We start from the raw sequence: 26,004 nt of genomic DNA, 5'->3' as shown, positions 1-26,004 counted from the left end.
GGTTTAATAAACAGGTTTCCAGCGATTAATTTCGGGGAAGCCTGTTTTTTTTCGGTTTTATAAGATGCGTTATCTTTAAACAGAAGATTTTATAATGGCTAAAGTTGGTGCATTTTAGTATCTTTAATTATAAATGCTTTCAATTTAGAACGTTACAGAGATAGGGTTATGAACTAAAGGGGGGCTTGTGATGAAGATCGGCGGCAGACTAAGAAATGGAGGCACATGGTTTACCCATCTGATTTTTTCATTCACATTATTAGCCGTTGTTTTAATCGGACTTGTGGGCAGTTATCTGTATGTTCAGGCTAATCGCTTAATGGTGGATGAGATTGCCAGAGACAGTAAGCAACGACTGATGACCTCAAGTGATTTTGTGGAGAATACGCTGCTGCAAAAATACGAAAATAGTATCCGCAACCGCGCAGTGTCTACCTTGTCGTTAGAGAATCAGTCTATGCTGAATTATTTACTGGACAGTGAATGGGAAGGAAATACGAGCAGAATATTAGCTTTTCGCAAGGATCTCGAAATTTTCAAGCTTACTAATGAAGGCGTTTACAAAATATCCGCATACTTCGAGAAAGGAAATTATATCATCGATAACAGCCAATTTTATTCGAAGCTGGACAATTCTCCAGATGCTTCCTTCTTGAAAACTTCAGTGGCACCAGCCTTAAACCGCTGGACTTATAGAACGTTATCAGATGAAGAAGAGGTATTGACTTACGCAATCGCCCTTCCCTATGGTGCTTTATCAAAGTCATCAACCGGCACTATGTATATTGACGTTAGCTTAGAATACATCAATAAAATGATTTCCAGCACGATGAGCTCGCCGATGGAAAAGCTGTATGCTTTTGATGAAAAGGGCAGCCCTATTATCCATACGGGCTCGAACGTCGAAGAGGGGCTTAAGACTGCTAAGCAATGGATGGAGTCAGCGGGGAACAATAAGGAAATTCATTATAATAAACGCGACAAATATGTGTTGTCTTTTAAAAATGACCAAACCTCGAATAATCAATGGAAATACGTATTAATACGGCCTATGAATTCATTTGTATCCTCATCAAAGCAGCTGAAGAGTCAAATATTTGTCAGCTGTATTCTAGTATTGTTAATTGGGCTTCTATTCGCTTATTTGATCTCCAAACGTGTATATGTTCCGATGAAGAAGCTTGTAAACAATGTTCGCAGCTTTTATCATCCAGGCACCGTAAACTATGAGCAAAATGAGTTCGCTATTATTGATAGTACTATCTCAAAGCTAGGTCAAAAAATCGAAACCTTAGAATCTAAAGCTAAAGTGAATGAACTAAAAAATCTGGTATTAGGTGCAGGCATTGGCTCGGATTACTACGATTATTTACCTTTGCAATGTCATTATATGACTAGCTATATTCGTATAACCAAGGGAGATTGCGAGCAATTCAGGGCTTTTTATGAACAGCATGCTGCCTATAGCTTTTATAAATTCGTCAGCTTAAATACCCAGGAAGCGGCGCTTATCTATTTCAGTGAGTTGAATAAGGATCACGATGAGCTGGAGCTTTTATTATTGAAGGAGCTGGAGCTTATAAAAAATGGGTTACCCGAGCAAATACACTTTGGAGCGGCGCTTGGATCGAAGGTTCAGGCACCTGAAGAAATCCCCTTTTCGTATCAAAATGCCTTACATGCCTATCGATATCGGTTTATCTATGGTTCGGAAGCTATTGTGCTGTATTCACATATCCCGCTTAATGATGTTACGCCACACTTATTCTCTTTTGATCTTTATAAAAATGCATTAAAGGCAGGCAATGACGTTACGATGAACAGGTTTATGGATGATTTCCAGAGGGTCATGGAGAAAGGTGATGTCCAATTGGAGACGGTTGAGTTAGGCCTGCTTCAGTTGGTTACGGTCCTGTATCAGACCATTATTGAGCTTGATCTGCAACAAATCGTTTCACCTTCCAGTCTGTTCGATGAGTTCAAAAAGGAGACGTTGGCCGAAACACTTGATTCCATTCGTGATTTATCAGCACAAATTACAGCTTATATTCAAGAGTCAGGTAATCACGCACATACAGAGATCATTCATAAATTAAAAATCTTTATCGATGATAATATTCAAGAGGATTTATCGCTAAATAAATTATCTGAGGTTGCTTCGTTGGCGCCCTCGTATATTTCTACCTTGTTCGGAACCGTTATGAATGAATCATTCACTGAATATGTAACCCGAGTGCGGTTGGAAAAGGCGGCTGATTTATTAAGAGAAAATAAGCAGCTGTCCGTGGCTGAGATTTCTGCTCAGGTGGGTTATCGTAACCCGCAATATTTTCACAACAAATTCAAAACACGTTACGGAGTTACACCGGTCCAGTATAGGAACGCAGGCAATGCAAACAAATCGAGTCATTCAAGTGCATAATTCTCTAATCCATGTGGAAAAGGCAATCGTCTCGCGATTGTCTTTTCTTTTGTTCGAAAAATTATAGCCCCAATACGAAGATAATTTACTGATTTTAATGAATTTACAATAGAAAAAGCGCTTACAATGCCCTAACGTAAGGGGTGTTCAGACACAGTCTTAACGCAAAATCGTATTCGGAAGGAGAAAACAACTATGAACCCGGCAAGCACTGCTGGCATTCAAAAACAGGGAGAGAATCTTAAGCCGAAAGTCTCGAGGTGGACACATACTTGGCGCCAATACAAAAAAAACAAATATTTATTCTTATTACTAGCTCCCGTGATCATCTGGTATACCGTATTTGCTTATGGCCCGATGTATGGCATTCAACTGGCTTTTAAAGATTATTTTATTCGTGATGGAATTTGGGGAAGTCCTTGGGTCGGCTTTAAGCATTTCGAATATTTGTTCACAGCTTCACCCGACTTTTGGAAAATTATTAAGAACACGCTTATTATCAGTTTTTACCATATCATTTTTGGTTTTCCTGCACCGATTATATTGGCGCTGTTATTTAACGAACTTAGGTTTTCCTTCTTCAAGAAGGTTGCACAGACGATATCCTATTTACCCCATTTCTTATCCTGGATCGTTATTGGAGGGATATTGATCACTTTGTTATCTCCGAATTCGGGTGTGGTCAATTATATTATTCAGTGGCTCGGCTTTGATCCCATTTACTTTTTAGGCAGCGAGAAATATTTCCGCTTTACGCTCGTTATGTCAGGAATATGGAAGGAAATCGGCTGGGGAACGATTATATACTTAGCTGCATTAGCAAGCATCGATTCCCAAATGTACGAAGCTGCAGTTCTGGACGGTGCTAATCGCTGGAAACAAACGTTATTTATCACCATTCCTTCGATCCTGCCGGTAATTGCTATTCTGCTTATTCTTCGGGTAGGGAGTGTGCTGGATGCTGGCTTCGATCAAGTCTTAACACTTTATTCACCAGCTGTTTATGGGGTGGCGGATACGTTAGATACTTATGTGTACCGGATAGGTCTGCAAAACTTTCAGTTCAGTCTCACGACGGCTGTTGGATTATTTAAAAATGTGGTGGGTCTTATCCTGGTGTTATTTGCTAACTTCATCACGAAAAAAATGGGGCAGGAAGGCCTTTATTAATGAATGTATGTAAGGAAGGAGTAACTACAATTGAAGCTATCCACTGGTGAAAAAGTATTCCAAGTCTTTCTAATCCTATTTGTAATCATTCTTTGTATTACGATGATTTATCCCTTCTTGCATGTGCTCTCTATATCATTTAGCACACCTGCGGAAGCCCTTCGGCCGGGAATTCATTTCTATCCTAAAGAAGTTTCCTTTTTTGCTTGGAAGCGTGTACTGACAACAGATACAGTCTGGCAAACGATGGGGAATACGGTTTTTCGCACAGTTGTAGGAACGGCTCTCACACTGGTGTTTCTGTCACTGGGAGCATATCCGTTGTCGCGCAAATATTTGCCGCACCGGGGATTTTATACAATGTTCATTGTCGTAACGATGTTTTTTGGTGGCGGCCTTATCCCTACCTATCTGCTAATCAAAAGTCTGGGACTTATAAATTCGTTATGGGTTTATATTGTCCCCGGCCTGCTCAGCACGTTTAATCTTCTGCTCCTGCGAAATTTCTTTATGGGTATACCGGAGGAACTGGAGGATTCAGCTAAAATAGATGGGGCTAATGATATGCGGATCTTATTTACGATTGTTATTCCGCTGTCGAAGCCTGTGCTAGCAACATTAGCCCTATGGACTGCAGTAGGGCACTGGAACGCTTGGTTTGATGCAATGTTATATATGCAGGATCAATCAAAGATTGTACTGCAGCTCTTCTTAAGACGGCTTGTTATTTCAGCCGAAGGAGATCCGATGTTACCACTTCCTACTAATGAGCAGGCTCCTGAAATGGTTAAAGCGGCGATTATTATGTTTACAGCGCTGCCTATATTAATGATCTATCCATTCCTGCAACGTTTCTTCGTCAAAGGAATTATGGTTGGATCACTTAAGGGTTAGAAGGCTCAGAACGGTTTAAACAGTCCGCTATATCCGCGAGCTGTCTAAATATATAGATGAACTAGAAAAGGGAGGAAATAAAAGAATATGAGGCATACATCCAAGAAATGGTTGGAAATTGCTGCGATAGCCCTATCGGCTTCACTTGTCATGAGTGGTTGCGGCGGGAATGCGGCGAATAATAACACTAACGAAACGAAGCCGACGAACCAAGGTCAAGGGGGAACATCAGCAGCTGAAGCTCCGATTGAAATTATTTGGGCGAACAACTTTAATACGCCAGAAGAAGACGGTAACTATGTGCAAACCGAGCTTGAGAAGAAATTTAATGTAAAAATCAAAAATATTAAATTGGAACGTGGAACTTGGAAAGAACAATTTTCGGTGCTTCTAGCTTCTGGAGATATTCCTGATATCTTCCCGGTCGATGCAAATGAAACGGATATGGTGCAATGGGCAGATCAAGGGATTATTGCGACGATTGATAAGGCTGAAATTGAATCCCTGATGCCGAAATATGCAGCAGCATTGGATTCGGTTGATTCCGGGGCATGGGGCGTAGGCTTATACAACGAAAAAAACTGGGGGATCCCGAAAATTTGGCCAGGTGGTCTTGATGGATTTATTCCGGGCTATAATGAAGCCTGGCTGAAAAATATTGGCTACTCAGAACCACCCAAGACACTGGAAGAGCTTGAGGATGTACTCACCAAATTTGTTAATGAAGATCCGGACAAAAATGGGAAAAAGGATACTTACGGCTTAATCGGCCGCGGCAAGCTTCCAGAGCAATTGTTCACAAGTGTCTTCTCAGCATTTGCTGTTTCCCCTTATCAGTTCAAAAAGGATGCTTCCGGGAACGTAGTTTATGGAGGCATTACAGAAGAGACGCGATCAGCTTTGGCGTTATTGAGCAAATGGTACAAAGCAGGTCTGATTGATCCTGAATTCATAACTAGTGATAATAACGAAATCAATATTAAATTTGCTGACCAAAAAGTGGGTATGGTGGATAACGGGAAGTGGGGCAATTTTTATAAAGAATCTGGGTTTGTCGCAAAACCTGGTCTAGAGAAAGGTCAAATATTCGTGCCTGGCAAGCCGTTTACAGCTCCAGATGGCGTTGCTTATTCTTTCGCGTATGGTGCAAGACAGGCGCCAGTATTGTTCGGTGTTCAACTCGAAAAGGATGAGAAGAAACGTCATAAGATTATGGAAATTCTCGAATATGTGTCTACGGATTCCGAAGGTTTTCTGCTGACAGGTTTCGGTCAATTGGGTGTGAGCTATGATATGGAAGGGGACCTTGCCATTCCAAAAGCGGATGAAGAGGTTAGTGCTCCGAAGATGGGAGCGGGCAATTTCTATAATCCACTTAGCTCCACAGACACTTCAATGGAAAAACATACGGTAAAACAAGAATTGCTGGATTTGAGAGACAAGATCACTCCAGGTGTCATACCATTGCTTGATGTACTAGGCCCAGCGGTATTGACAAGCAAACCCAAGTATTGGGGCAATCTGAAGACGTTGCAAGATACGTTTGTTATCAAGGCGATTACAGGAGAAGCGAACACGGGTAAAGATTTTGATAATTTCAAGGATAGCTGGCTAAAAGCCGGAGGTCAGGAAGTAACGGATGAGGTAAATAAAGTGCTGGCAGATCGTAAATAGCAGCGGGTCCGCTGATTAGTACTGGATGATAGGCTGGAGCAAAAGCTTGCTCCAGCCTATTTATTAAACCCTTAAGTGAGTTGATTTTAAGATAGCGGAGGTAGAAATGAGCGAATTAATTATTTATGAGCAGCCGAATGAAGCCCTGGGGAAAGACGATTTTACAGTGAGTGTACGAGAGCCTGGTGGGGTATGGCAATCTCTGTTTGTTTTTGAAGCAAAGGTGGATATGCATCAGGTTCGGTCGACATCGATGGTTTATTTTGATATGGAAGGCACGGTGGAGGTCTCTGTTCATTGTAATAACCGGCTGATTGAACAAGCAGTTATTCGCCCTTTGGCATCCCAAATCTCCTTTCAAATCGAAGAGAATACCCTTTTGTTTACATTGGAGCAGCCGTGTAAGCTTTCCATTGAAATCAATGGAGAACGTTTTAGTAACTTGCATCTTTTTGCCAACCCCTTGGAGACAGCCCCACCTAAACTTGATGCTGATAATGTAGTGCTTGTCCAACCAGGAATACATCAATTTGCGGCTATCGCAGAACAAGTTCAGCATTTGTCAGAAAGGGCTAACGGGGAGCGTCAGACGATATATTTTATGCCCGGGCTTCATCAATTCGAGAATCCAATGCTGCATATCCCTTCTGGGACCACCGTTTATATTGCCGGAGGCGCGATCCTTTGTGGATCCATAATGATTGACCATGCTGAGAATGTTGTTGTTCGTGGCAGAGGTGTTCTGTATTTGGCGGAGATGGAGAAAACCACTTATTTAAGAGGCGTTCAAATCCAGCATTCTGAACAGATTAAGATCGAAGGGATCATCACGCTTGATCCTCCGCATTACAGTATATATATCGGAGCGTCTAAGCATATTCGCATTCATAACTTCAAAGCTTTCAGTACACGCGGCTGGTGTGATGGAATTGATATGATGGCTAGCTCAAATGTGGATATTAATGATGTGTTCTTGAGAACTTCTGATGATTGCATTGCCATTTACGGCAGCCGTGGAGAGTATTATGGAGACTCACGCCATATCACGATTAAAGATTCCATACTCTGGGCGGACGTTGCTCATGCCATGCATGTCGGTATTCATGGTGATCACCAACATAATGGCGATTTTATAGAAAATATTTGGTTTGAAAATATCGATGTGCTTGAGCATCACGAGCCGCAGGAAAATTATTGGGGGGTTATGGCAATCTGTGCAGGGGACAACAATACCGTTCGTAAGGTTACTTTCAAAAATATCCGGGTGGAGGATTTTGAACTGGGGCAGCTGTTTGATGTCCGCGTTGTGTGGAATAAAACCTATAATCCGGTGCCAGGACGCTGTATCGAAAATATAGAGTTTAGCGATATCACCTACAATGGGAAGAATACCAATCCTTCCCGTATATTCGGCTATGACGAGGAAAGAGGTGTGAAGGACATTTATTTTTATAATCTCCAGATTAATGGAGAGGTTATTATCGACCTGAATAACAAACATTTTGTAGTGAATGAATTTGCCAGCGGTATTTATTTGCATTAAATCAGAGGATGTAAATGAATGGAGGAGAACAATGAATTCACTTAGAGGGCTACTCTTTGGAAAATCGCTTAAACGTATTTTTAGGATCACAGTTTCCTTAAGTTTGTTGGTAACGCTAGTGCCTTTATCGGCAGAAGGAGCCGCAGTAGAATCGACAGAGCTGTCGATAATTACGGATTACCAACCTGCCATTAATGAGGTTGTAGATGAAAGCGGATTCAAACATCCGGGTGTTGGCCTGACTAAGGATATTCTTGAGAATATTAGGACACAGGTACGGGCGCAAAAAGAACCCTGGATCACTTATTATAATCAAATGCTCCTGTCTCCGGCGGCTTCGAGGACGGTCACTTCTAATAATCAAAGTGGTGCGGATCCGTTGAAACCAGCGAGCGATGCTTTTAATAGCCAAGGCTTTAATTCAAGATTTATAGCGGATGGGTTGAAGGCTTATACACAAGCTCTATTGTATGTAATATCGGGTGATGAGGTTTACAGAGCTAATGCCATGCATATTATCCGGATTTGGTCACAGATGGACCCTGAGAAATACGTGTATTTTAATGATGCACATATTCATACAGGAATTCCACTTAATCGAATGGTTACTGCGGCGGAAATCTTAAGGTACACAAGTACTCCAACTGAAGAGCTGAAATGGACGGAAAAAGATGTCGCTGATTTTACGAATAATCTTATTAATCCGGTTATTGAAACGTTCCAACACACCAATGATCGTTTTATGAACCAGCATCTTTATCCGCTGCTTGGAGCTATGTCGGGTTATATTTTTACAGGAAATAAAGATAGGTACAATGAGGGAGTTGAATGGTTTACCGTCAATAAAACCGCTGTCGATCAGGGGCAAAATGGCGCGATAAAAGCTTTATTCAGATGGGTTGATACAAATATTGTAACAGGGGAAAAAGTTAATCCTCCCGTAGTTCAGCATGTTGAAATGGGCAGAGATCAGGCGCATGGCGCTGGGGATATAACGAATGTAGAGATTTTATCACGTTTATTATTGGCTCAGGAAACAAAAGTAGATCCGGTAGAGGGGACTGTTTCTAGTACGCCAAATGCGGTGGGTCCGTATGAATTTCTAGATCAACGGATATTAAAAGCTGCCGACTACTTTGCACAGTATATGATTGGCCATGATACACCATGGATTCCAGTGGCGGCACATACAGATGTAAATGGAAATCCAACGATTATCTATAAACACTTGGCTGGCGGTTACAGGGGGAGAATTGGCGGTAATGTCTATGACCTTTATTATTATTATAAATATACAGCTGGAATAAATATGGAGGTTGAAGCTCCTTATTTTAGCGAGATGTTTGCTAAGCGATTGCCTTTCTATTGGGAGTCTCCGGATGGAGGCGGGGATTATTGGCTGTACATTCCTAAAGAAGCAGAGGGCGAGGGTACGCTTAATTTGCCGAAGCTGATAACGAATCCAGATTTGAGAGAACTAGAAGACCGGTATACGAAGCTTGATGGTCACTCCACCACAAAACAAGAAGGAGACACTACTTACGTTGAAATTACCGCAACAGATGAGGGCAGTAAAATTGCTTTTGTGGGGGCAAGCAGCGGCGAACGAACCATTGCTTTTAAGATTCGGACTAATGGCATAGCAACCATGGAGGTGTTTGGCGATACCGTTACACTGCCTGATACAAAGGGGCAATGGAGGTATATCCAGTATGCGTTCAATGAGTTCCAAGGCTTCAGCGATCTTGTTTATTTTAATGTAAAAGGAAATGGGACAACAGTCGATATTGACCATATTAATTTAAAAGCTGGGGCACAGCTTACCCCTCCAGTATTTACATCAGGAAGAGCACCAGTATCTTTTTTTACCTATGAGGGATCTATAGCGGCAATTCAATTTGATTTCTCTGCGACAGACGCAGGTGCAACGGATGTTGTTGCCTATCAAGCGGATCAATTACCTGAGGGCGCATTGTTCAATGAAACTTCAGGTGTGTTCTCTTGGTCTGGAGCACATGCGGGAACGTACTCCTTTGTAGTGAGTGCCTCAGATGGTACTTCGGTTACAACCAAGGATGTTACTGTTGTAGTAGCGAATGATCGGCAATCTGCCGTCAACGCCGTCATTTCTCCTTATCATGCTGATGTGCCTTACATTTCGGCAACGTTAGCTTACTATAAGCAAGTGCATGCTGAGGTAATGGATGTAATTACTAATGCCACTGACGAGATCTTCTATCAGAAGTTGTTTGACCTGAATCTTGCAGTGCAAAGTCTTAAAGAATTGACGCCATTAATGAAAGATGGAAGTGTTAATTTTACGAATATGTTTGTTAGCTCAACCTTTGGTAATGCAGTCCCGAATCTGCTGGACAACACAAATGATAGTTTTGTGGGGTATTATACAGCGCAGGATCGGGCGCATTACATGGATTTAGGACCGGATTTTCAAATATCAGCAGAAAGCTTTGAGCTTCAGGTAAGAGCCAGTTTTCCGGAGAGAATTGGCGGCGTTGTAATGTTCGGATCGAATGACAAAGAAAATTGGACCCGCTTAACCCCCGGTTTGACAACAGTTACTGAAGAGATGCAGAGACTAGAGGTTCAAGCAGGCCTGGAGCATGAAAAATTCCGATTTTTGAAAATGGAAATGATAAAGCCTTCGAGTACTATGCTGGAAATTGCTGAATTAAGAATCTTTGGCCAGCGGTATGAGACAGTAAATCAATTAGAGTCCGTGTCTATTCATTCGGACCAAAGCTTAAGAAATCGAATTATACCAGGGGATACGATTCAATTATCCTTTAAATCTACAGAAATGATCCATAATGTCACGGCCAATATACAGGGTCAACCTGTTGCAGTCAGTTCTGTGGACAATATCAACTGGACAGCTAAGCTTGTGGTGAATGAAAATGTTCCATCAGGTACTTTGAAATTTAAGATTAATTATAAAACGGCAGCTGGAGAGGATGCAGTAGAGACTATTTTTACAACAGATGGTTCTACCTTATTCATTGCAGATCAGACAGGACTTGTCGCTAATGTGCTTGAGATAGCAAATCTAATCGATTCCAGTGGAAGAAATCCGGCTGATCTTTTGGCAACAGCAAAAGTTTTATTTGATAATCATTTAGGTTCCATCACTGATTTTCGTTTAAATGGCAGTGGTTATGGTGCATATCTAACCTTTGACTTTAAAGAAGGCGGCCAGGCATTGCTGTCTAGGGTAGAAGTAATCGGAAGGCAAGATAATTATGCGGGCAGAATTAATGGAACAGTGATGCAAGGCTCCAACGACAATGTGACGTGGACTACGATTTCTAATGCAGCCTGGAATACGCCGGAATGGCAGACGCTGACGATTAACAGCACAGAACCCTATCGTTATATCCGCATCACCAATGGGAACAACTGGTATGGAAACATGGCTGAACTACGTTTGTACGGTGATGTTAAAATTAATTCAAAGCTTGATGCGGTGTCTATTAGCTCCGACCAGAGTATCCAGAAACGAATTGTGCCTGGGAACACGGTGAAATTGTCTTTTAAAGCAAGTGATGCAATTAACCAAGTGAATGTCAATATTCAGGGTCAAGTCGCAACCGTTGCTACTGTCGATAAGATCAATTGGACGGCTGAAGCTGTGATGGGCAATAACGTACAACCTGGACCTGTGAACTTTAGTATTAAATACAAGTCAAAGGAGGGAATCGAGGGGCCGGAAAAAACATCAACTACAGATGGTTCATCTCTGTACATTCCCGATGAGACCGAGTTGATTAGGAATGTGCTTGCGATTACTAATTTAAGTGATTCCAGTGGAAGAACACCAACCGATCTCAGGAATGTTGCGGGATCATTATTCGATGGAAATGCAGGCTCAATTACGGATTTTCGGGTAAATGGCAGTGGATATGGAGGATTTATAACGTTTGATTTTAAAGAAGGGAATAGGGTCCAGCTGTCCAAGGCAGAGGTGCTTTCCAGGCAAGATAATTATTTTACACGAATCAATGGGACTGTGGTTCAGGGTTCGAATGATAATACAAGCTGGACGACAATCTCCTCACCTGCAGGAAAAACGATGGATTGGCAGACCTTAAGTATTAGTAACGCAGAAGTCTATCGTTATATCCGGATCTATAATAGTAGTAATTGGTTTGGAAACATGGCGGAAGTACGCTTTTATGGCTTAGTGAAAGGGGTGGACCCAACAGCTCCGGTGACAACGGATGATGCGCCACAAGGTTGGACTAACAAGGATACGTTGGTAACCTTCACAGCTACAGATGCGGGCTCTGGTGTTGCGGCAACCTATTTCACAGTAAACGATGGCGAGCAGCAAACCGGGAATTCAGTTGTTTTGTCCAATGAAGGAACACATCAGTTAGTTTATTGGAGCGTTGATAGAGAGGGAAATGTGGAACAGCCGCAGAAGACCGCTATGGTGAAGATTGATCGGACTGCACCACAGGTGGTAATTAAAGGAGAGAGTTTCTATACCATAGAGCAGACATTAAACATCACCTGTAGTGCAGCTGATACTGTATCAGGCATCACTTATTCGCCATGTGATTCAACGCTTGCAGATGTTAGAGCGTATACGCTGGAAGCGGGAACTCATAGTGTAACTGCGAAAGCCGAGGATGCGGCGGGCAATGTGGGGTTGGCAGAGCATTCGTATAGTGTATATGCGACATTTGACAGCTTGTCGGCATTAACCGAAACTTTTGCAGCTGAGACGGGCGCTCCAGATTTAGAAAACGTAATCAAATCACTTAAGCAGCAGCTGGCTAACGCAAAAGAAAAAGCTGAGCAGCATGCTGGTGCAGAAGTTCACAGCTTGCTGGAAGCTTTTAATAGTGAAGTGAACCTCCAGAGCAATCAGGTGTTCACTTCTGGGCAGGCAGAGGTTCTAGTCCGTTGGTCACAATGGCTCCAGAATACAATTCCGCTTGCTGGTGGAGCTCCTGGAAAGCCAGTGTTGTCTGACAATAATGGGCATGACACCGGGCTTCGCGATGGCAGCTATGCCGTCACGATGAATCTTTGGTGGGGGAACAACGGTACCGAGTTTAAGCTCTATGAAAACGATGTGCTGATTAGTACCCAGATGCTGACGGACAGCTCACCGAATGCGCAGACATTGAGTACGGATATTGTGGGCAAAACAAATGGAACCTACTCGTACACTTGCGAGCTGGTCAACAGCTTCGGCTCGACGACCTGCGATCCGCTTATCCTTACTGTTACCGATGCAGCGCCGGGTAAGCCTACAGTAACCCACGACAACTGGAGCGGCGATGGAACTTACGACGTTGTGATGAATATGTGGTGGGGAACTAATGGTACTGAGTACCGTTTGTACGAGAATGGAGAAGTGATCGATAACCAGACACTAAACACGGCTACCCCTGCGGCTCAGATGAAAGTTACGAAACTTAAAGATAAGGCACCAGGTGTATATGAATATTACGCGGTATTAGTCAATGCATCAGGTGAGACATCTAGCGAGAAAATCACAGTAACTGTCAAGCCAAGAAACTGACCATAGAGCTGATGGAATAGGCAGGCCCTTTCTTCGGGATGACCGAGGGAGGGGCTTTTTCATAGCATTTAAAGGATACTATTGAGGGATTGAGACGTTGAATAACGAACGGGGAATTAGGGAAATCTGTAAATTGACATAACACCTATAGGTGTTATAATAAAAATGAACCCAAAAGGTGTTACATTAAATGAATGCTGGAGGCTATTTATTATGCAAGCTCAAGAACCCTTACAAGAAATTCGTCAAACGGTTTTACTAAATGCGCCAATAGAAAAGGTTTGGAAAGCTGTTGCCACGGCAGAAGGAATGGCAGCCTGGTGGATGCCTAGTACATTCGAGCCTGTTGTTGGGCATGAATTCATCCTGCATGCTGGACAATTCGGAGATTCTCCTTGTAAAGTAACCGAAGTTGATCCTCCGAATCGTGTTGGTTTTAATTGGGGGAAGGATTGGCATCTTGCTTTTGAACTGAAAGAAATCGAAGGGAAAACTGAATTTACCTTGATTCATTCTGGATGGGACCCTGAAAAAGTTACTGAATTTGGACAACCACATTCAATCGTACGCGGCTTTATGAACAGCGGCTGGGAAAAAATCGTCCAAGAAAAACTTCCTGCTTATATCGAGGCTTAATATGCCGGTTGCTGAAGCAGGACATGATGTATTTCAGGCGATAGCAGATCCTACCCGCCGCAGTCTGCTAAAGCTGCTCGCAAATAAGGAAATGTCTATCGCATCTATTACGGATTACTACCCGATCAGCCGAACCGCTGTTAATAAGCATTTACAGGTATTGTCCGATGCGCAGCTTGTTAGCAGTCAGAAAGTCGGACGGGAGACCCGGTATAAGCTTCAGCCAGAACCTTTGCTGGAGCTGCAAGATTGGCTCGCCTTTTTTGAAGGTTACTGGGCTAATAAATTATTTGCGCTTAAAGAATATGTTGAGGCTGACTCAGAGGAGAAGTGATAAACCGGGAGGCGTGAGATCGCGCTCCCCGGTTTTTTGTGTTGTTTAAATTCAGTTTATAAAAGGGAGTTACCATCACAATACAAACTAAAACGTTGGAGGAATTGTAATGGTAAATGAACGCAAAAAAATAATTGAGTCCAACCCTGGAGATTGGGCCGTCGAAGCGCGTGGGCTCGTCAAAACCTTTGGTGACAATCGCGCAGTTGATGGAGTAAATCTAAACGTTAAGGCAGGCACGATTTACGGCGTTCTTGGTCCCAATGGGGCAGGAAAGACGACGGTAATTCGGATGCTGGCTACGTTACTTCGTCCGGATGCGGGGTCGGCGCGAATCTTCGGGCATGATGTGGTAAAGGAGTCGCAGATTGTTCGGCAATTGATAGGGGTTACTGGACAATATGCTTCTGTAGATGAGTCACTTAGTGCTACAGAGAATCTGATTATCTTTTCACGTCTTTTAGGGTTAGGGCGGGCAGAGGCGCGGCAAAAGGCAGCGGAGTTGTTAGAAGAGTTTGGTCTGACGGAGGCGGCGAAACGGCCGCTTCGAAATTTCTCTGGCGGTATGCGCCGACGTCTGGATCTTGCAGCGAGCCTGATTGCCCAGCCTCCGCTTATCTTTTTGGATGAACCAACAACAGGTCTGGACCCACGGACACGTTCGCAAATGTGGGATACCATTCGTCGGTTGGTGAACACAGGATCAACAGTGCTGTTAACTACGCAGTATCTTGAAGAAGCCGATCAGCTGGCAGACCGTATTGCAGTTATTGATCATGGTCATGTCGTTGCAGAAGGCACCGTGGATGAGCTAAAAGCTTCAGTGGGCACCACCTCGCTGCACTTAAAAGTCCAAAATCTTAAAGATATCGCTCAAGCGCGCCGGATTGTGGAACATGTGCTGCATATCCAGTCTATTGTGCCGAATGAGGCTGGAAAAATTACTGCACCGATGGCGAACGCTGATTTAGTCACTGATTTGCTTATTGCTCTCCGCGAAGCGGGGATTCCACTTGCGGAGATGAGTGTGCAGAAACCGACGCTTGATGAAGTGTTTTTGACGATCACTGGCCATGGAGTTACAGATGAGGCGTCCCAAGCGTCACAAGAATCAATTAATAAGGAGGCAGCAAGAGCATGAGTATGAGAACTTCTACTATTAGTTCAGGTGCGACCCGACAATTGAAAAACCATACGAGTTTCAAACAATCTGTTCGTAACTCGTTAACGATGGCTTATCGCGGGATATTGAAAATCCGTCGTACACCCGAGCAACTGTTTGATGTAACGCTGCAGCCAATTATTTTCACATTAATGTTTACTTATATTTTTGGTGGAGCCATATCAGGAGATGTAGTGAGCTATTTGCCCGTTATTATTCCTGGTATTCTAGTGCAGACTGTAATCACGACCTCCATCGTCACTGGTGTCCAACTGCGGGAAGACATGGATAAAGGGGTGTTTGACCGCTTTAAGTCATTGCCGATTGCCCGAATAGCCCCATTAGCCGGAGCTTTGTTGGCAGACACGATTCGATATACGATCGCTACTGTGCTTACTTTTGTCATGGGCTATATTATGGGTTACCGACCTGATGGCGGTCTGGAGCATGTCGCAATTGCTGCGCTTTTGGTTATTGTCTGCTCCTGGTCGATTAGCTGGATATTCGCTTTCTTTGGTGTGATTGCCCGAACCGCGTCCAGCGTACAAGGGATATCAATGATTGTGCTGTTCCCACTCACGTTTCTATCCAACGCCTTCGTGCCTGTAGATACGATGCCTAACTGGCTGCAATGGTTTGTCAAAGTTAATCCAATCTCGCATCTTGTGTCAGCTGTCCGTCAGCTTGCTAACTCTGGAACTGTAGGCTGGGATTTCGCTATCTCACTTATCGGAGCCGCTGTGATTGTTGCGGTTTTTGCACCTATTACTGTGCGTGCATATATGCGCCGGACATAATTAGAGAGATGAAGAAGCGGCAGAAATGCCGTTTTTTTTGTGTTTTTTTAGCATGTTAAAAAAGCCGTGATCTAAGGATATCCCGAGATTACGGCTTAAATTTGTTGAGTAGGGACTTGCAAAGAGGCCTTTTTAGAATTAATTATCTTTTTTAAAGAAGGTATGAATTAAATTTGAGACCGATCTATCATACAATATTTTAGCCGTTTCCTCATTTTGAATATGTCCCCCTAAATGCAGATGAATGACGCCATGCAATGACGCCCACACCAAGTTCACAACAAGGAGAGGATCTTTTTCGTTAATAAATCCTTGTTCGATGGCTTTTGTAATAAGGGCTATCACTTGTTGTAGTGCCGTAAAGATAGCATGTAAGCTTTCCTCCTCCGGTTTGAATTCGCTAAAGGCTCCTCCGAACATAACCATATAATAGCTAGTATGATTCCGTGAGAAATCCCAATAAGCTTGTCCAAGCTCGCGAAGATATAAATTTAGATTGTCTTGTTTTGGAACCGCTTGAAAGGCAGCAGCCAACAATTTACACCCTTGCAGAAAAAGCTCCTTCGCTAAACCTTCCTTGTTTCCAAACAAGTTATAAATGATTTTTGTGGGACATTCCATTTTTTCAGCAACCTTACGGATGGTTACACCTTCGGGTCCGGATTCATGCATAATGGCCGCAGCGGCTTCGATAATGTTCTGTCTTAATGTTTCCGCATGCTGTTGTTTTGCTTTTGGGTAGGTTGTAACAGATTGAGCATCTATAGAGGATATTTTGGACGATTTTTGCATGTAGTTTCACTTCCTTAGAACTTTACTTTTAGCTTTTTTTAGATAGCCGTTATTTCTAAACCTTATTTTACTGATGTAGAAGAGAAATAGCCAATAATTAAATGTGTAGAACTTTATTTGACAACGCAACCTCACTTGGATACAATGATTCATATTGAAACACTGTTTCTAAATGATCGTTAAAGGGAGAGATGATAACAATGATTACAATTCAAAATAAATGGACGTTGATTACAGGAGCTTCTTCGGGTATAGGTGAAGCGTTTGCTCGTGAATTTGCCGCCAAAGGTAGTCACTTAATTTTAGTCGCCCGTTCCGAAGATAAATTGATTGCTTTAGCGGAAAAATTAAAAAGTGAATATCGAATACAAGCGAAGGTTATCGTTGGTGATTTATCTCAAGAAGGTTCCCCTGACAGGCTCTATCAACAATGTGTAGAACGTGACTTGAACGTTGATATTCTTATTAATAATGCAGGTTTTGCTACGTATGGGCTTTTTGAACAACTATCTGGTTCAAGACAACATGAAGAGGTGATGCTAAATGTTTTGGCGGTTGTAGATCTGACCCATTTATTTTTGCCGGAGATGTTAAAAAGAAAAAGCGGAGTGATTATAAACGTTGCATCAACAGCTGCATTTCAACCTCTCCCTAATATGGCTGTATATGGAGCGACAAAAGCTTTTGTATTATCATTTACACAAGCGCTATGGGAGGAAAATCGGAAACGGGGCGTACAATTTCTTGCGTTATGTCCGGGGTCTACGGAAACAGAATTTTTTAATGTCGTGGGAGCCGATGAGGCTTCGGTAGGGAAACGAGACACGCCAGAAAATGTCGTTCAAGTGGCTCTTCGGTCACTTCAGGCTAAAAAAGTATTTGCTGTTCCAGGGTTTACAAACTATATTTCAGCTCAAATGTCACGTTTTTTCACACGTAAACAAATGCTTTATTTTGTTGGACGTATGCTCCGTACGCGACACTAATAGGTCAACGTATTCAAGTTGGTATATTCCTTAGCAATGATTAACTATTTTAATTATAAAAAAACAACAAAGCAGCGGTTCTCCACAATATTGGAGAACCGCTGTTTTGTGTTTTGACTTGCTGACTTTGACTCCGTTCGCTTGAATTTACATCTACATCACCAATATCAACAACAGCAACAGCAACAGCAACAGCAACAACATAAACAGCATCAATAAAATAACCAATCGACATCTAAATCACATCGCCGACTCATAGTCATCCACTGTAGTACGGACTCAGATGACGTTATTAGTATGTTTTTCGCAGTTCTAGTGTAGTTTCGGACTCCAGTGCAGCTATTCCCTAGAAAGGGGCTCGAATCTGGTGATTTGTGCGCCAATAGGTGCATTGGAGTCCGATAGGATCAGAAAAGTGAGGAATTACTGCGAATAAGGTCAACTGAGTCCGATAGTACCTCGTCCGTCAAAGTAAGGGGAAGTAAACACCTATGTTCTTGGAGTCAACCTTATTGTATTAAGGTTCAAAAAAGGACAACAAACCAGTGTAGGTTGGGCAACAAAAAAATGGGGCAAGTAAGGCAAACGGACCCCAATGACGTTATTAGTATGTTTTTCGCAGTTCTAGTGTAGTTTCGGACTCCAGTGCAGCTATTCCCTAGAAAGGGGCTCGAATATGGTGATTTGTGCGCCAATAGGTGCATTGGAGTCCGATAGGATCAGCAAAGTGGGGAATTTCTGCGAATAAGGTCAACTGAGTCCGATAGTACCTCGTCCGCCAAAGTAAGGGGAGGTAAACGCCACCGTCTATGCAAACAGCCTACTAGTAAACACCATCGTCCTGCAAACAGCCAATTGGTGAACACCATCGACTTCGCAAACAGCCTACTAGTAAAGCCATCGAACTTTCAGACAAGCTATTGTTGAACACCATCGACTTAGCAAACAGCCAATTGGTGAACACCATTGACTTAGCATACAGCCTACTAGTAAACACCACGTCCTCGCAAACAACCAACTCGTAAACACCATCGTCCTGCAAACACGTTATTGGCTTCACCTTCGTATACCTAACTCTGTATTGGAAGCTACATCATGCGCAGACAGCAATTGTGATGTAATCAAGGAAGGTTCGGTCTTCAAATTGTTTTGGCCTATTTTTTCATTAACTACTTCATCTGTCGTAGTAATTGTGATATACTGCAACTACTACGACAGATGAAGTAATCATGGGGGGATATTTTTGATCAGCAGTGATGTTATACGCGGCTACAATGATACGATGATCCTCTACATGCTGCTGGACGGGGAATCTTACGGGTACGAGATTTCCAAAAATATCAGGCAGTTAACGCAGGAGAAATATGTCATGAAGGAGACAACGTTATATTCTGCCTTCACCCGACTGGAGAAAAACGGATATATAGAATCCTTTTATCTGGATGAGAGTCTTGGCAAGCGGCGTACGTATTACCGGATTACCCCTTTGGGTCTCGCCTATTACCGAGAAAAATGTGAGGAATGGAAGGTTACACAGCAAGTTGTAAACCAATTTATCAAGGAGTGGTGATAGAGCATGGAGACGATCATAGTATATCTGGATAATATGTTTGCGGGTCTGCCAAAGACTCCAGAACTGGAACATCTGAAGCAAGAACTGCTATCCGGGATGGAGGAGAAGTACCTGGAGTTGAAGCTTGCTGGCAAGTCGGAGAATGAGGCGATTGGTATCGTCATATCGGAATTCGGCAATATTGAAGAGCTGACAGCGGAGCTTGGCATCGATCCAGTTGCGCCAGAACAGGCTTTTCCGGTGCTGTCGGAAGAAGAGGTTTACGCTTATGCGGCGGCCAGACGAAGCGCTGGATTATGGACGGGTATCGGCGTTTTTCTCTGCGCATGCGGAGTGGCATTTTTGATCACCCTGGATACAATATTTGAAAATAAGGCTGTTATGAGTGATAAAGGTTCGATGCTGGGGCTGGTCGGAATGTTCGTGCTGGTCGCTATCGCCGTCGGGATGTTTATACACAGCGGAATGAAGCTGGATCGCTTTAAGAGTCTGGAGCAAGGCTTTCAGCTGCCTTATGCTCTAAAGATGGCGCTTCAACGCAGCCAAAGTCTTTATGCTCCGACTTACCGTCTTTCTCTGATTACAGGAGTCTGCCTATGTGTGCTGTCGCCGGCTTTTATCTTCACCACTAGCTATGTCAACGATGACTATGCTCCCTATGGAGTCGCTGCCTTTTTGTTTATTGCGGCTGTGGCGGTGTTTCTGTTCATCTATTACGGGAATATCCAGGGCACTTATACGAAGTTGCTGGAAGAGCCGAATATCACTGCAGAGAAGCAGGAGGAGAACCGATTTGTTGGAGTTGTTGGGGCTGTGTTATGGCCTTTGGCGACGGCGATTTTTCTGTTCACGGGTTTTGTCTATGGGCGCTGGGACGTCAATTGGGCAGTATTCCCAATTGCTGGAGTTCTATCCGGCATGCTAAGCAATGTTCATCATGCCCTGAAACGTAAAGATATCTCCTGATGATGTTGACTGCACTTGTACATTCCTGAACTAGATAGACTATATGTAAGGTATTCTACCAGTAGATTTTGCTGGAAGAATGCCTTTTTTTGTTGAATTTTAACAGGTGAGCTAAATGAGCCCTTTAATATTTTGACATTTAAATTTTAAGTACGGACTTGGACATATGTTGAAAGAAAGAGAATATGAATATACAACAATAATCTTGTTAAAGAGGCGACAATACATTAACTAGTTAGGAGAAATGATCGATGGAATTCGAACTGGGCAGCATTTTGAAACTAGTAAAACGTAGGCTGCTGTTCATTATTGTATTATGTATCGCTGCAGTCGGGCTCGCTGGTAGTGTTAGCTATTACGTTTTACAGCCGAAATACGAGGCGTCAGCTTCTATACTTATTCAAGGGGACAGGCAGCAGAAAGCAATTAATGACATTATGGCCGGACAAAAGCTGGTAACCACTTACGGGGAGATCATTCGAAGCAGCAGGATAGCGGAAGAGGTTGTCAGAAAGCTGCAGCTAAAAATGACAGCGGAAGAGTTACTCAAAAATGTGAAGACAAGAACCAATAGTGAATCACTCGTAACAACGGTAATTGTGACCAATTCAAAAGCTCAACGGGCAACAAATATCGCGAATGGCTTCGGAGAAGCCTTTAATGCAAATATCCAATCGATTATGGGGGTTGAGAATGTTGTATTTCTTGACCGTGCCAAGGTTCCTTCTGATCCTATCTCCCCTAAGCCGGTTTTCAATATGGCTGTTGCCTTCGGATTGGCGCTGATTACCGGGATCGCAATCTCTATCCTCCGGGAATTGATGGAGAAACACGTGAGAAGTGCCAAAGATATTCAGCTTGATTTGCAGCTTCCGCTTCTGGGAACCGTGGGCAAATTAAAGCCACGAAAACGGCGGAATAAAGCGAAACCCAAATCAGCAGAAGGAGCCACCAGTTATGAAGAAGAAAACGCCAAAATTATATTGCCTGGAACAACCGAAGTCATCTAGCGGAGATCAATTCCGAAGCATACGCTCCAATATTCGTTATACCCGCGTTGGTGGAGAGATCCGCTCTTTATTAGTCACAAGCTCGCTTCCGGATGAAGGAAAATCAACGGTAGCCATAAACCTGGCGATTGCCATGGCGGAAGCAGGTAGGACAGTTCTTCTCATTGATGGGGATCTACGTACCCCAACCGTGCATAAGGCATTTGATCTGCCTAATTGGATCGGGCTTAGCAGTATTTTAGTGGATCATACCCGCTTAGAGGATTGCATTATTTCGATTGAGGATGCAGAAGGTTTGTCAGTATTGACCTCTGGTCCGATTTCACCAAATCCCGCTGAATTACTAGGCTCTGAAGGAATGAAGCGATTGTTCGCAGAGCTGAGCGTGCGTTTTGATACGATTGTCATCGACTCATCCTCTGTATTAATGCCATTTTCGGATGCCCTTATTTTGGCAACGTTGACTGAAGGGGTATTGCTAGTTGTGAAATCCGGAAAAGTGCTCTTAAAGCACACGAGTTCTGCCAAGCACTTGTTAGAGCAGCAGGGAGCACATTTACTGGGAGCCGTATTGAATTATCGGAAAAAGAGCAGGCGTTCCAAGATTCGTGGTGAAGATTTTGCCGAGTGGGCCTCTTCTTCAGGAATGGTCTGACGTCTATGTCATTTGCTTCTCTTCGTTATTTGCTCGGGAATATCACTTACGCTGGTGCTCAGTTTGTGATTGTGATCCTGCTGAATAAATTCGGGTCTTCGGCAATCGTGGGGCAATATTCGCTAGGGCTTGCAGTTACTGCTCCGATCTTTATGTTGTCGCATCTACATCTTCGTTCCGTATTAATCGTTGATTCATCGGGGAAATACAGTTTTGGAGACTTTCTGGGCTTACGGCTGATAACAACTGCCCTTGCGTTTACGATTACCGCAGGTTTTTGCATAATAAGTGGTTTGGATTGGAATACAGTATTGGTTATTTTCTTCATCGGTCTGTATAGAATCGTTGAATCAATCAGTGATATTTTATTAGGCATCGTTCAAAAGGAGGAGAGATTAGATCAAATCTCAATCTCCAGAATGGCAAAAGGGTTATTCTCCATTCTAATCTTCATCCTCGTATTTATCCCTACACAGAGCCTTGTTCTTGCCTTGTTAGTCATGATAATCGGATGGTTAGCGATAACGATTGGATATGATGCTCGTAAAGCGAGAATATACACTTCTCTCAGGCCACTCTTCAACAAAAGAAGCCTATGGAGTTTACTGATCGTCAGTTCACCGCTAGGCGTGGTATTGGCGTTGATGTCGTTAAATACGAATATCCCATTATACGCGATTTCCTATTTTAAAGGGGAGCATGACTTAGGTATTTATGCTTCACTCTCATATATGATTGTTGCCTGCAATGTTGTCGTCACCGCACTTGGTGAAGCCATAACACCACGTCTTGCCAGGTGGCACGCAGGCGGGAGACACAAGGAGTTTGTCGCTTTACTCAGCCGAATGATAGCGATGGGTTTGGGGTTTAGTGCGGTCGCTTGTTTGATAGGGTGGTTGTTTGGCCACAAGCTGTTAACCTTATTATTCAGTTCGGACGTGGCAGGAGAGTTAGGGCTGTTTCATTGGCTGCTGGCGTCCACCATGCTGGTTTTTATTTCATCCTACCTGTGGTATGCCATAACGGCTACTGGAAGGTACAAAGCCCAGATTCCATTGTTTCTGTGTACAGCATTCACTAATGGCTTGTGTTGTCTAATCTTCGTACCTCATTACGGGGTAGTAGGTGCTGCGATGGGAGCTAGTTCGTCGTTATTTGTACAGATGATTGGCAGTGTAGTTGTGCTGTATCGTGTCCTCGGAAAGGGAAAAAATCGGGAACAGTCGGAAGCGGCAGCATAAGTTCTTTGTTAGGAAAGTAGGAAAGTAGGAAAGTAGGGACTTGTATGACATCTGTATCTGTTGTAGGGAAGCCCTACACCATGCACAATTTATTTCTGTTTGCGGTCATGGGGTATATCATATGCCTTCCGGCACAGATTGATTTTGGTGGAGCCTTCCGGATCGCCCCCTCGGATCTCTTCTTAATGTTAGGTTTGTTTGCCGCTGGATTCCATCTCAAATTGGACCGGAGGATATTCAGTTCATGGCATTGGGGCATGCTGTTCATTTTTGTTCTAGCTTCCTTTGTATCCATTTGGCGCAACGGCTTCATAACCCAATACGCCTTACTGCAAAAAGATATTGGATTCATTCTCCTTTTGTTGACCTACATCATGCTTGTGCAAGCAGTAGATAGCTGGGAACGGTTATATAAGATGCTCCGATTTTTCCTGATTAGTGTGCTGCTCTTAAATGGTGTTGCCCTATTTGCTTTTTTCAGTGCAGTAAAGGTTCCGTTCATGGTGCAAGACGGGCGGTTGTCCGGCATGTTAATTGATCCCAATGCATACGGGGGATTGCTGGTGACGGCTTTTGCCATTCATATCATGACGAGTGGGGAGAAGATAAGACTGCTGCGGGGATGGGTCAGCATACTAGCGACGATAAGCTTAGCCGGGGGCATTATGATGACCTTCTCGCGCTCGTCATGGATTGGTCTCTTCCTTGTATTACTTACACTTTTGATTACCAAACCTTCCAGACTGATCAAGATCGGAATGGGGTTTGGTGTGGCATTTATAGCTCTGCTGCTGTATAAAGGCACCGCTTATCTAAATGTGCTGGAGTCTATGTCCAGCAGACCTTCCCAGATTCAGTCGCGTCTTGACATCATTGACAAAGCGGTGGATTGGATCGCACAAAGTCCGTTATTAGGCATTGGGCTTGGTTCCTATAATTACGAACTGCGCATTATTATCCACAACACCCCTATATGGTTTTTGACTGAATTCGGCTTATTGGGCTTGATTGTATATGGCGGATTTATGGTTTGGTTCTTCATTGTGGGGATCCGTTCTTATCGTGCGGCAGATCCGATTCATAGACCAATTATTATGGCATTGCTGCTGTCCCATGCGGCGATGATTGGGTTATCGATGGGCATTGAGGCGTTATTCCAGCGGTATTGGTGGTTCATGATGGCGATGAACGGAGCTTGCATCCGGTTAACAGACAAAAAACTGAAAGGAGAGATGCCCTATCGAACCCAACACGTTGAACGGTCAACTGGGCGCAAGCTTCGACAACGAGCAGAGCAACCTCAATAAAAGCTCAAGTAAGGACATCGGGAGTGCTCCAGCTGAGGGCGGCTTACAAGCAAAGGTTGCTTTTGTTGCCTCCATATATGGGCATTTCGAGAGTTTTCATTTACCTTACATGGCGTTATTACAGCAAAAAGGGTGTGAAGTCCATGCTTACGCTCAGCCGGGCGAAGCCAGACAGCGCTTGGAACAGCGGGGAATTGTATGTCACGACGTACCTATACAACGAAGTCCTTTACAGTTGAAGAATTGGACGGCTCTGCGGATCTTAACTAAAAGCTTTCAAGCGGAAAAATTTCAGTTCGTCCATGTACATACACCCGTGTCTTCAATTCTCGGACGGATTGCAGCCCATAGAGCAGGTGTCCCTAGCGTACTGTATACAGCTCATGGTTTTCATTTTTTTAAAGGTGCTCCTTTTCTGAACTGGATGCTTTATTATCCATTGGAGTATTTGATGGCTCGTTGGACGGATGTACTGATCACTATTAATAGTGAAGATTATGAGCGCGCTCAGAAATTCCCTGTGCGAAAAAAAGTAACTTATGTGAGTGGAGTCGGGCTTGATCTTCAGGTATACGGTAGCGGTGAAGGGGATAAAGAAGCTGCAAAAATGAAGGGGGAAAGTCGTCACCAGCTATTTGATTTACCTAACAGTGACAGTGATAATCCTTCATTCGTTGTTCTCTGCGTCGCTGAGTTAAATGCTAACAAAAACCAAAAACAGTTGATCGAAGCACTACATCATTTGGGTGATCAAGCAAGCGATATTCATCTAGCATTCGCAGGTACAGGTCCTTTTGAGCAAACCCTTTTAGAACTTGCTACTCGGTTAGGGGTTAGGGAACAGGTGCATTTTCTCGGATTCCGAAGAGATATACCGGATTTGCTACAAGCGTGTGATGTTGCGGCACTCGTGTCCTATCGTGAGGGGTTACCCCGGGCGATTATGGAGGCGATGGCAGCAGGCAAACCCGTGATCGGCACACATATTCGGGGCATTCGCGATTTGATTGAGCATGAGTCAACGGGCATGTTGGTACCAGTAGAAGATATTGCCGCTACGGCAAAAGCACTGGTTCAACTGCGAGCGGACGCAGCTTTGACCGCAGCAATGGGTAAGGCGAACAAGGACAGGATTATTCGCTATGGATTGCCAGCGGTGCTTCGTGAAATGGACTCGATTTATATAGAAGCGTTTAAAGAATCAGGGATAAAGGCATTTCCGACTGAATTGCAACCGGGTCTGACAGCAGATAGATAATTCATTCTCGCATATACGACAACAAACGAATAA

General features: G+C 43.4%; 20 protein-coding genes. 18 read left to right on the top strand and 2 right to left on the bottom strand.

Going from position 1 to position 26,004, the window contains the following annotated elements; translation table 11 throughout:
- The first annotated feature begins 190 nt into the window (after positions 1-190).
- The 10 genes from MHH60_RS15615 to MHH60_RS15570 all read left to right on the top strand — a co-directional run bounded on the left by MHH60_RS15615 (position 191) and on the right by MHH60_RS15570 (position 16,183).
- Positions 191-2,422 (top strand): AraC family transcriptional regulator, encoded by a 2,232-nt coding sequence (locus tag MHH60_RS15615; protein ID WP_076138514.1) that lies wholly within the window; start codon positions 191-193, stop codon positions 2,420-2,422.
- Positions 2,423-2,617: 195 nt separating this feature from the next.
- The gene (locus MHH60_RS15610; RefSeq protein ID WP_036688267.1) at positions 2,618-3,592 is read left to right on the top strand and encodes an ABC transporter permease; all 975 of its coding nucleotides are present in this window, start codon (positions 2,618-2,620) and stop codon (positions 3,590-3,592) included.
- Between the two features lie 30 nt (positions 3,593-3,622).
- Complete coding sequence (locus MHH60_RS15605; protein ID WP_036688266.1) at positions 3,623-4,486, top strand: carbohydrate ABC transporter permease; 864 nt, start codon at positions 3,623-3,625, stop codon at positions 4,484-4,486.
- 87 nt (positions 4,487-4,573) lie between these two features.
- Positions 4,574-6,160, top strand: coding sequence for an extracellular solute-binding protein (locus tag MHH60_RS15600; RefSeq protein WP_076138513.1), 1,587 nt, complete (start codon positions 4,574-4,576; stop codon positions 6,158-6,160).
- Positions 6,161-6,266: 106 nt separating this feature from the next.
- On the top strand, positions 6,267-7,703 hold the full coding sequence (locus tag MHH60_RS15595) for a glycosyl hydrolase family 28 protein (RefSeq protein WP_076138512.1): 1,437 nt from the start codon (positions 6,267-6,269) through the stop codon (positions 7,701-7,703).
- A 31-nt stretch (positions 7,704-7,734) separates the two neighbouring features.
- A complete protein-coding gene (locus MHH60_RS15590) occupies positions 7,735-13,254 on the top strand; it encodes a discoidin domain-containing protein (RefSeq protein ID WP_076138511.1) in 5,520 nt (1,839 codons plus the stop codon).
- A gap of 213 nt (positions 13,255-13,467) precedes the next feature.
- Positions 13,468-13,890, top strand: a complete 423-nt coding sequence (locus MHH60_RS15585; protein ID WP_076138510.1) for an SRPBCC family protein — start codon at positions 13,468-13,470, stop codon at positions 13,888-13,890.
- 1 nt (position 13,891) lies between these two features.
- A complete protein-coding gene (locus MHH60_RS15580; protein WP_076138509.1) occupies positions 13,892-14,224 on the top strand; it encodes an ArsR/SmtB family transcription factor in 333 nt (110 codons plus the stop codon).
- A 109-nt stretch (positions 14,225-14,333) separates the two neighbouring features.
- Complete coding sequence (locus MHH60_RS15575) at positions 14,334-15,365, top strand: ATP-binding cassette domain-containing protein (RefSeq protein ID WP_076138508.1); 1,032 nt, start codon at positions 14,334-14,336, stop codon at positions 15,363-15,365.
- Between the two features lie 2 nt (positions 15,366-15,367).
- Positions 15,368-16,183: an ABC transporter permease gene (locus tag MHH60_RS15570; RefSeq protein ID WP_076138543.1), complete on the top strand. Its 816-nt coding sequence runs from the start codon at positions 15,368-15,370 to the stop codon at positions 16,181-16,183.
- A gap of 138 nt (positions 16,184-16,321) precedes the next feature.
- On the opposite strand, the gene MHH60_RS15565 is transcribed toward MHH60_RS15570, so the two are convergent.
- On the bottom strand, positions 16,322-16,975 hold the full coding sequence (locus MHH60_RS15565; protein WP_076138507.1) for a TetR/AcrR family transcriptional regulator: 654 nt from the start codon (positions 16,973-16,975) through the stop codon (positions 16,322-16,324).
- A 200-nt stretch (positions 16,976-17,175) separates the two neighbouring features.
- Here MHH60_RS15565 and MHH60_RS15560 point away from each other — a divergent pair, with 200 nt between their 5' ends.
- Entirely contained in the window at positions 17,176-17,961 is a 786-nt protein-coding gene (locus MHH60_RS15560) for an SDR family NAD(P)-dependent oxidoreductase (RefSeq protein ID WP_076138506.1), read from the top strand.
- A gap of 49 nt (positions 17,962-18,010) precedes the next feature.
- On the opposite strand, the gene MHH60_RS15555 is transcribed toward MHH60_RS15560, so the two are convergent.
- A complete protein-coding gene (locus tag MHH60_RS15555; protein ID WP_076138505.1) occupies positions 18,011-18,196 on the bottom strand; it encodes a hypothetical protein in 186 nt (61 codons plus the stop codon).
- Positions 18,197-19,204: 1,008 nt separating this feature from the next.
- On the opposite strand from MHH60_RS15555, the gene MHH60_RS15550 reads away from it, so the two are divergent.
- The 7 genes from MHH60_RS15550 (at position 19,205) to MHH60_RS15520 (ending at position 25,971) form a co-directional block, all read left to right on the top strand.
- Positions 19,205-19,531 carry a PadR family transcriptional regulator gene (locus MHH60_RS15550; RefSeq protein ID WP_076129753.1) on the top strand — a complete coding sequence of 109 codons (327 nt, stop codon included), beginning with the start codon at positions 19,205-19,207 and terminating at the stop codon, positions 19,529-19,531.
- Positions 19,532-19,537: 6 nt separating this feature from the next.
- On the top strand, positions 19,538-20,500 hold the full coding sequence (locus MHH60_RS15545) for a permease prefix domain 1-containing protein (RefSeq protein ID WP_076133886.1): 963 nt from the start codon (positions 19,538-19,540) through the stop codon (positions 20,498-20,500).
- A gap of 251 nt (positions 20,501-20,751) precedes the next feature.
- Positions 20,752-21,510 carry a YveK family protein gene (locus tag MHH60_RS15540; RefSeq protein ID WP_076133885.1) on the top strand — a complete coding sequence of 253 codons (759 nt, stop codon included), beginning with the start codon at positions 20,752-20,754 and terminating at the stop codon, positions 21,508-21,510.
- The gene (locus MHH60_RS15535) at positions 21,458-22,165 is read left to right on the top strand and encodes a CpsD/CapB family tyrosine-protein kinase (RefSeq protein ID WP_076133884.1); all 708 of its coding nucleotides are present in this window, start codon (positions 21,458-21,460) and stop codon (positions 22,163-22,165) included. Before MHH60_RS15540 ends, MHH60_RS15535 begins: the two co-directional genes overlap by 53 nt.
- A gap of 5 nt (positions 22,166-22,170) precedes the next feature.
- Entirely contained in the window at positions 22,171-23,406 is a 1,236-nt protein-coding gene (locus MHH60_RS15530; protein WP_076133883.1) for an oligosaccharide flippase family protein, read from the top strand.
- A gap of 80 nt (positions 23,407-23,486) precedes the next feature.
- Positions 23,487-24,713, top strand: coding sequence for an O-antigen ligase family protein (locus tag MHH60_RS15525; protein ID WP_076133882.1), 1,227 nt, complete (start codon positions 23,487-23,489; stop codon positions 24,711-24,713).
- Positions 24,661-25,971 carry a glycosyltransferase family 4 protein gene (locus tag MHH60_RS15520; protein ID WP_076133881.1) on the top strand — a complete coding sequence of 437 codons (1,311 nt, stop codon included), beginning with the start codon at positions 24,661-24,663 and terminating at the stop codon, positions 25,969-25,971. The genes MHH60_RS15525 and MHH60_RS15520 overlap by 53 nt, the downstream gene beginning before the upstream one ends.
- Positions 25,972-26,004 lie beyond the last annotated feature (33 nt).

Origin of the sequence: Paenibacillus sp. FSL H7-0716 (assembly GCF_038002705.1) — a bacterium.
GTDB classification, from domain to species: Bacteria; Bacillota; Bacilli; order Paenibacillales; family Paenibacillaceae; genus Paenibacillus_AQ; species Paenibacillus_AQ odorifer.
This window is presented reverse-complemented; position numbering and strand designations above follow the sequence as displayed.

Bases quoted from the DNA above. Each gene is read 5' to 3' on its own strand.
- MHH60_RS15570 (WP_076138543.1), top strand. From the start codon at position 15,368: ATGAGAACTTCTACTATTAGTTCAGGTGCGACCCGACAATTGAAAAAC.
- MHH60_RS15560 (WP_076138506.1), top strand. From the start codon at position 17,176: ATGATTACAATTCAAAATAAATGGACGTTGATTACAGGAGCTTCTTCG.
- MHH60_RS15610 (WP_036688267.1), top strand. From the start codon at position 2,618: ATGAACCCGGCAAGCACTGCTGGCATTCAAAAACAGGGAGAGAATCTT.
- MHH60_RS15595 (WP_076138512.1), top strand. From the start codon at position 6,267: ATGAGCGAATTAATTATTTATGAGCAGCCGAATGAAGCCCTGGGGAAA.
- MHH60_RS15600 (WP_076138513.1), top strand. From the start codon at position 4,574: ATGAGGCATACATCCAAGAAATGGTTGGAAATTGCTGCGATAGCCCTA.
- MHH60_RS15575 (WP_076138508.1), top strand. From the start codon at position 14,334: ATGGTAAATGAACGCAAAAAAATAATTGAGTCCAACCCTGGAGATTGG.
- MHH60_RS15580 (WP_076138509.1), top strand. From the start codon at position 13,892: ATGCCGGTTGCTGAAGCAGGACATGATGTATTTCAGGCGATAGCAGAT.
- MHH60_RS15545 (WP_076133886.1), top strand. From the start codon at position 19,538: ATGGAGACGATCATAGTATATCTGGATAATATGTTTGCGGGTCTGCCA.
- MHH60_RS15535 (WP_076133884.1), top strand. From the start codon at position 21,458: ATGAAGAAGAAAACGCCAAAATTATATTGCCTGGAACAACCGAAGTCA.
- MHH60_RS15585 (WP_076138510.1), top strand. From the start codon at position 13,468: ATGCAAGCTCAAGAACCCTTACAAGAAATTCGTCAAACGGTTTTACTA.
- MHH60_RS15590 (WP_076138511.1), top strand. From the start codon at position 7,735: ATGAATTCACTTAGAGGGCTACTCTTTGGAAAATCGCTTAAACGTATT.
- MHH60_RS15540 (WP_076133885.1), top strand. From the start codon at position 20,752: ATGGAATTCGAACTGGGCAGCATTTTGAAACTAGTAAAACGTAGGCTG.
- MHH60_RS15615 (WP_076138514.1), top strand. From the start codon at position 191: ATGAAGATCGGCGGCAGACTAAGAAATGGAGGCACATGGTTTACCCAT.
- MHH60_RS15530 (WP_076133883.1), top strand. From the start codon at position 22,171: ATGTCATTTGCTTCTCTTCGTTATTTGCTCGGGAATATCACTTACGCT.
- MHH60_RS15565 (WP_076138507.1), bottom strand. From the start codon at position 16,975: ATGCAAAAATCGTCCAAAATATCCTCTATAGATGCTCAATCTGTTACA.
- MHH60_RS15555 (WP_076138505.1), bottom strand. From the start codon at position 18,196: ATGTCGATTGGTTATTTTATTGATGCTGTTTATGTTGTTGCTGTTGCT.
- MHH60_RS15525 (WP_076133882.1), top strand. From the start codon at position 23,487: ATGCACAATTTATTTCTGTTTGCGGTCATGGGGTATATCATATGCCTT.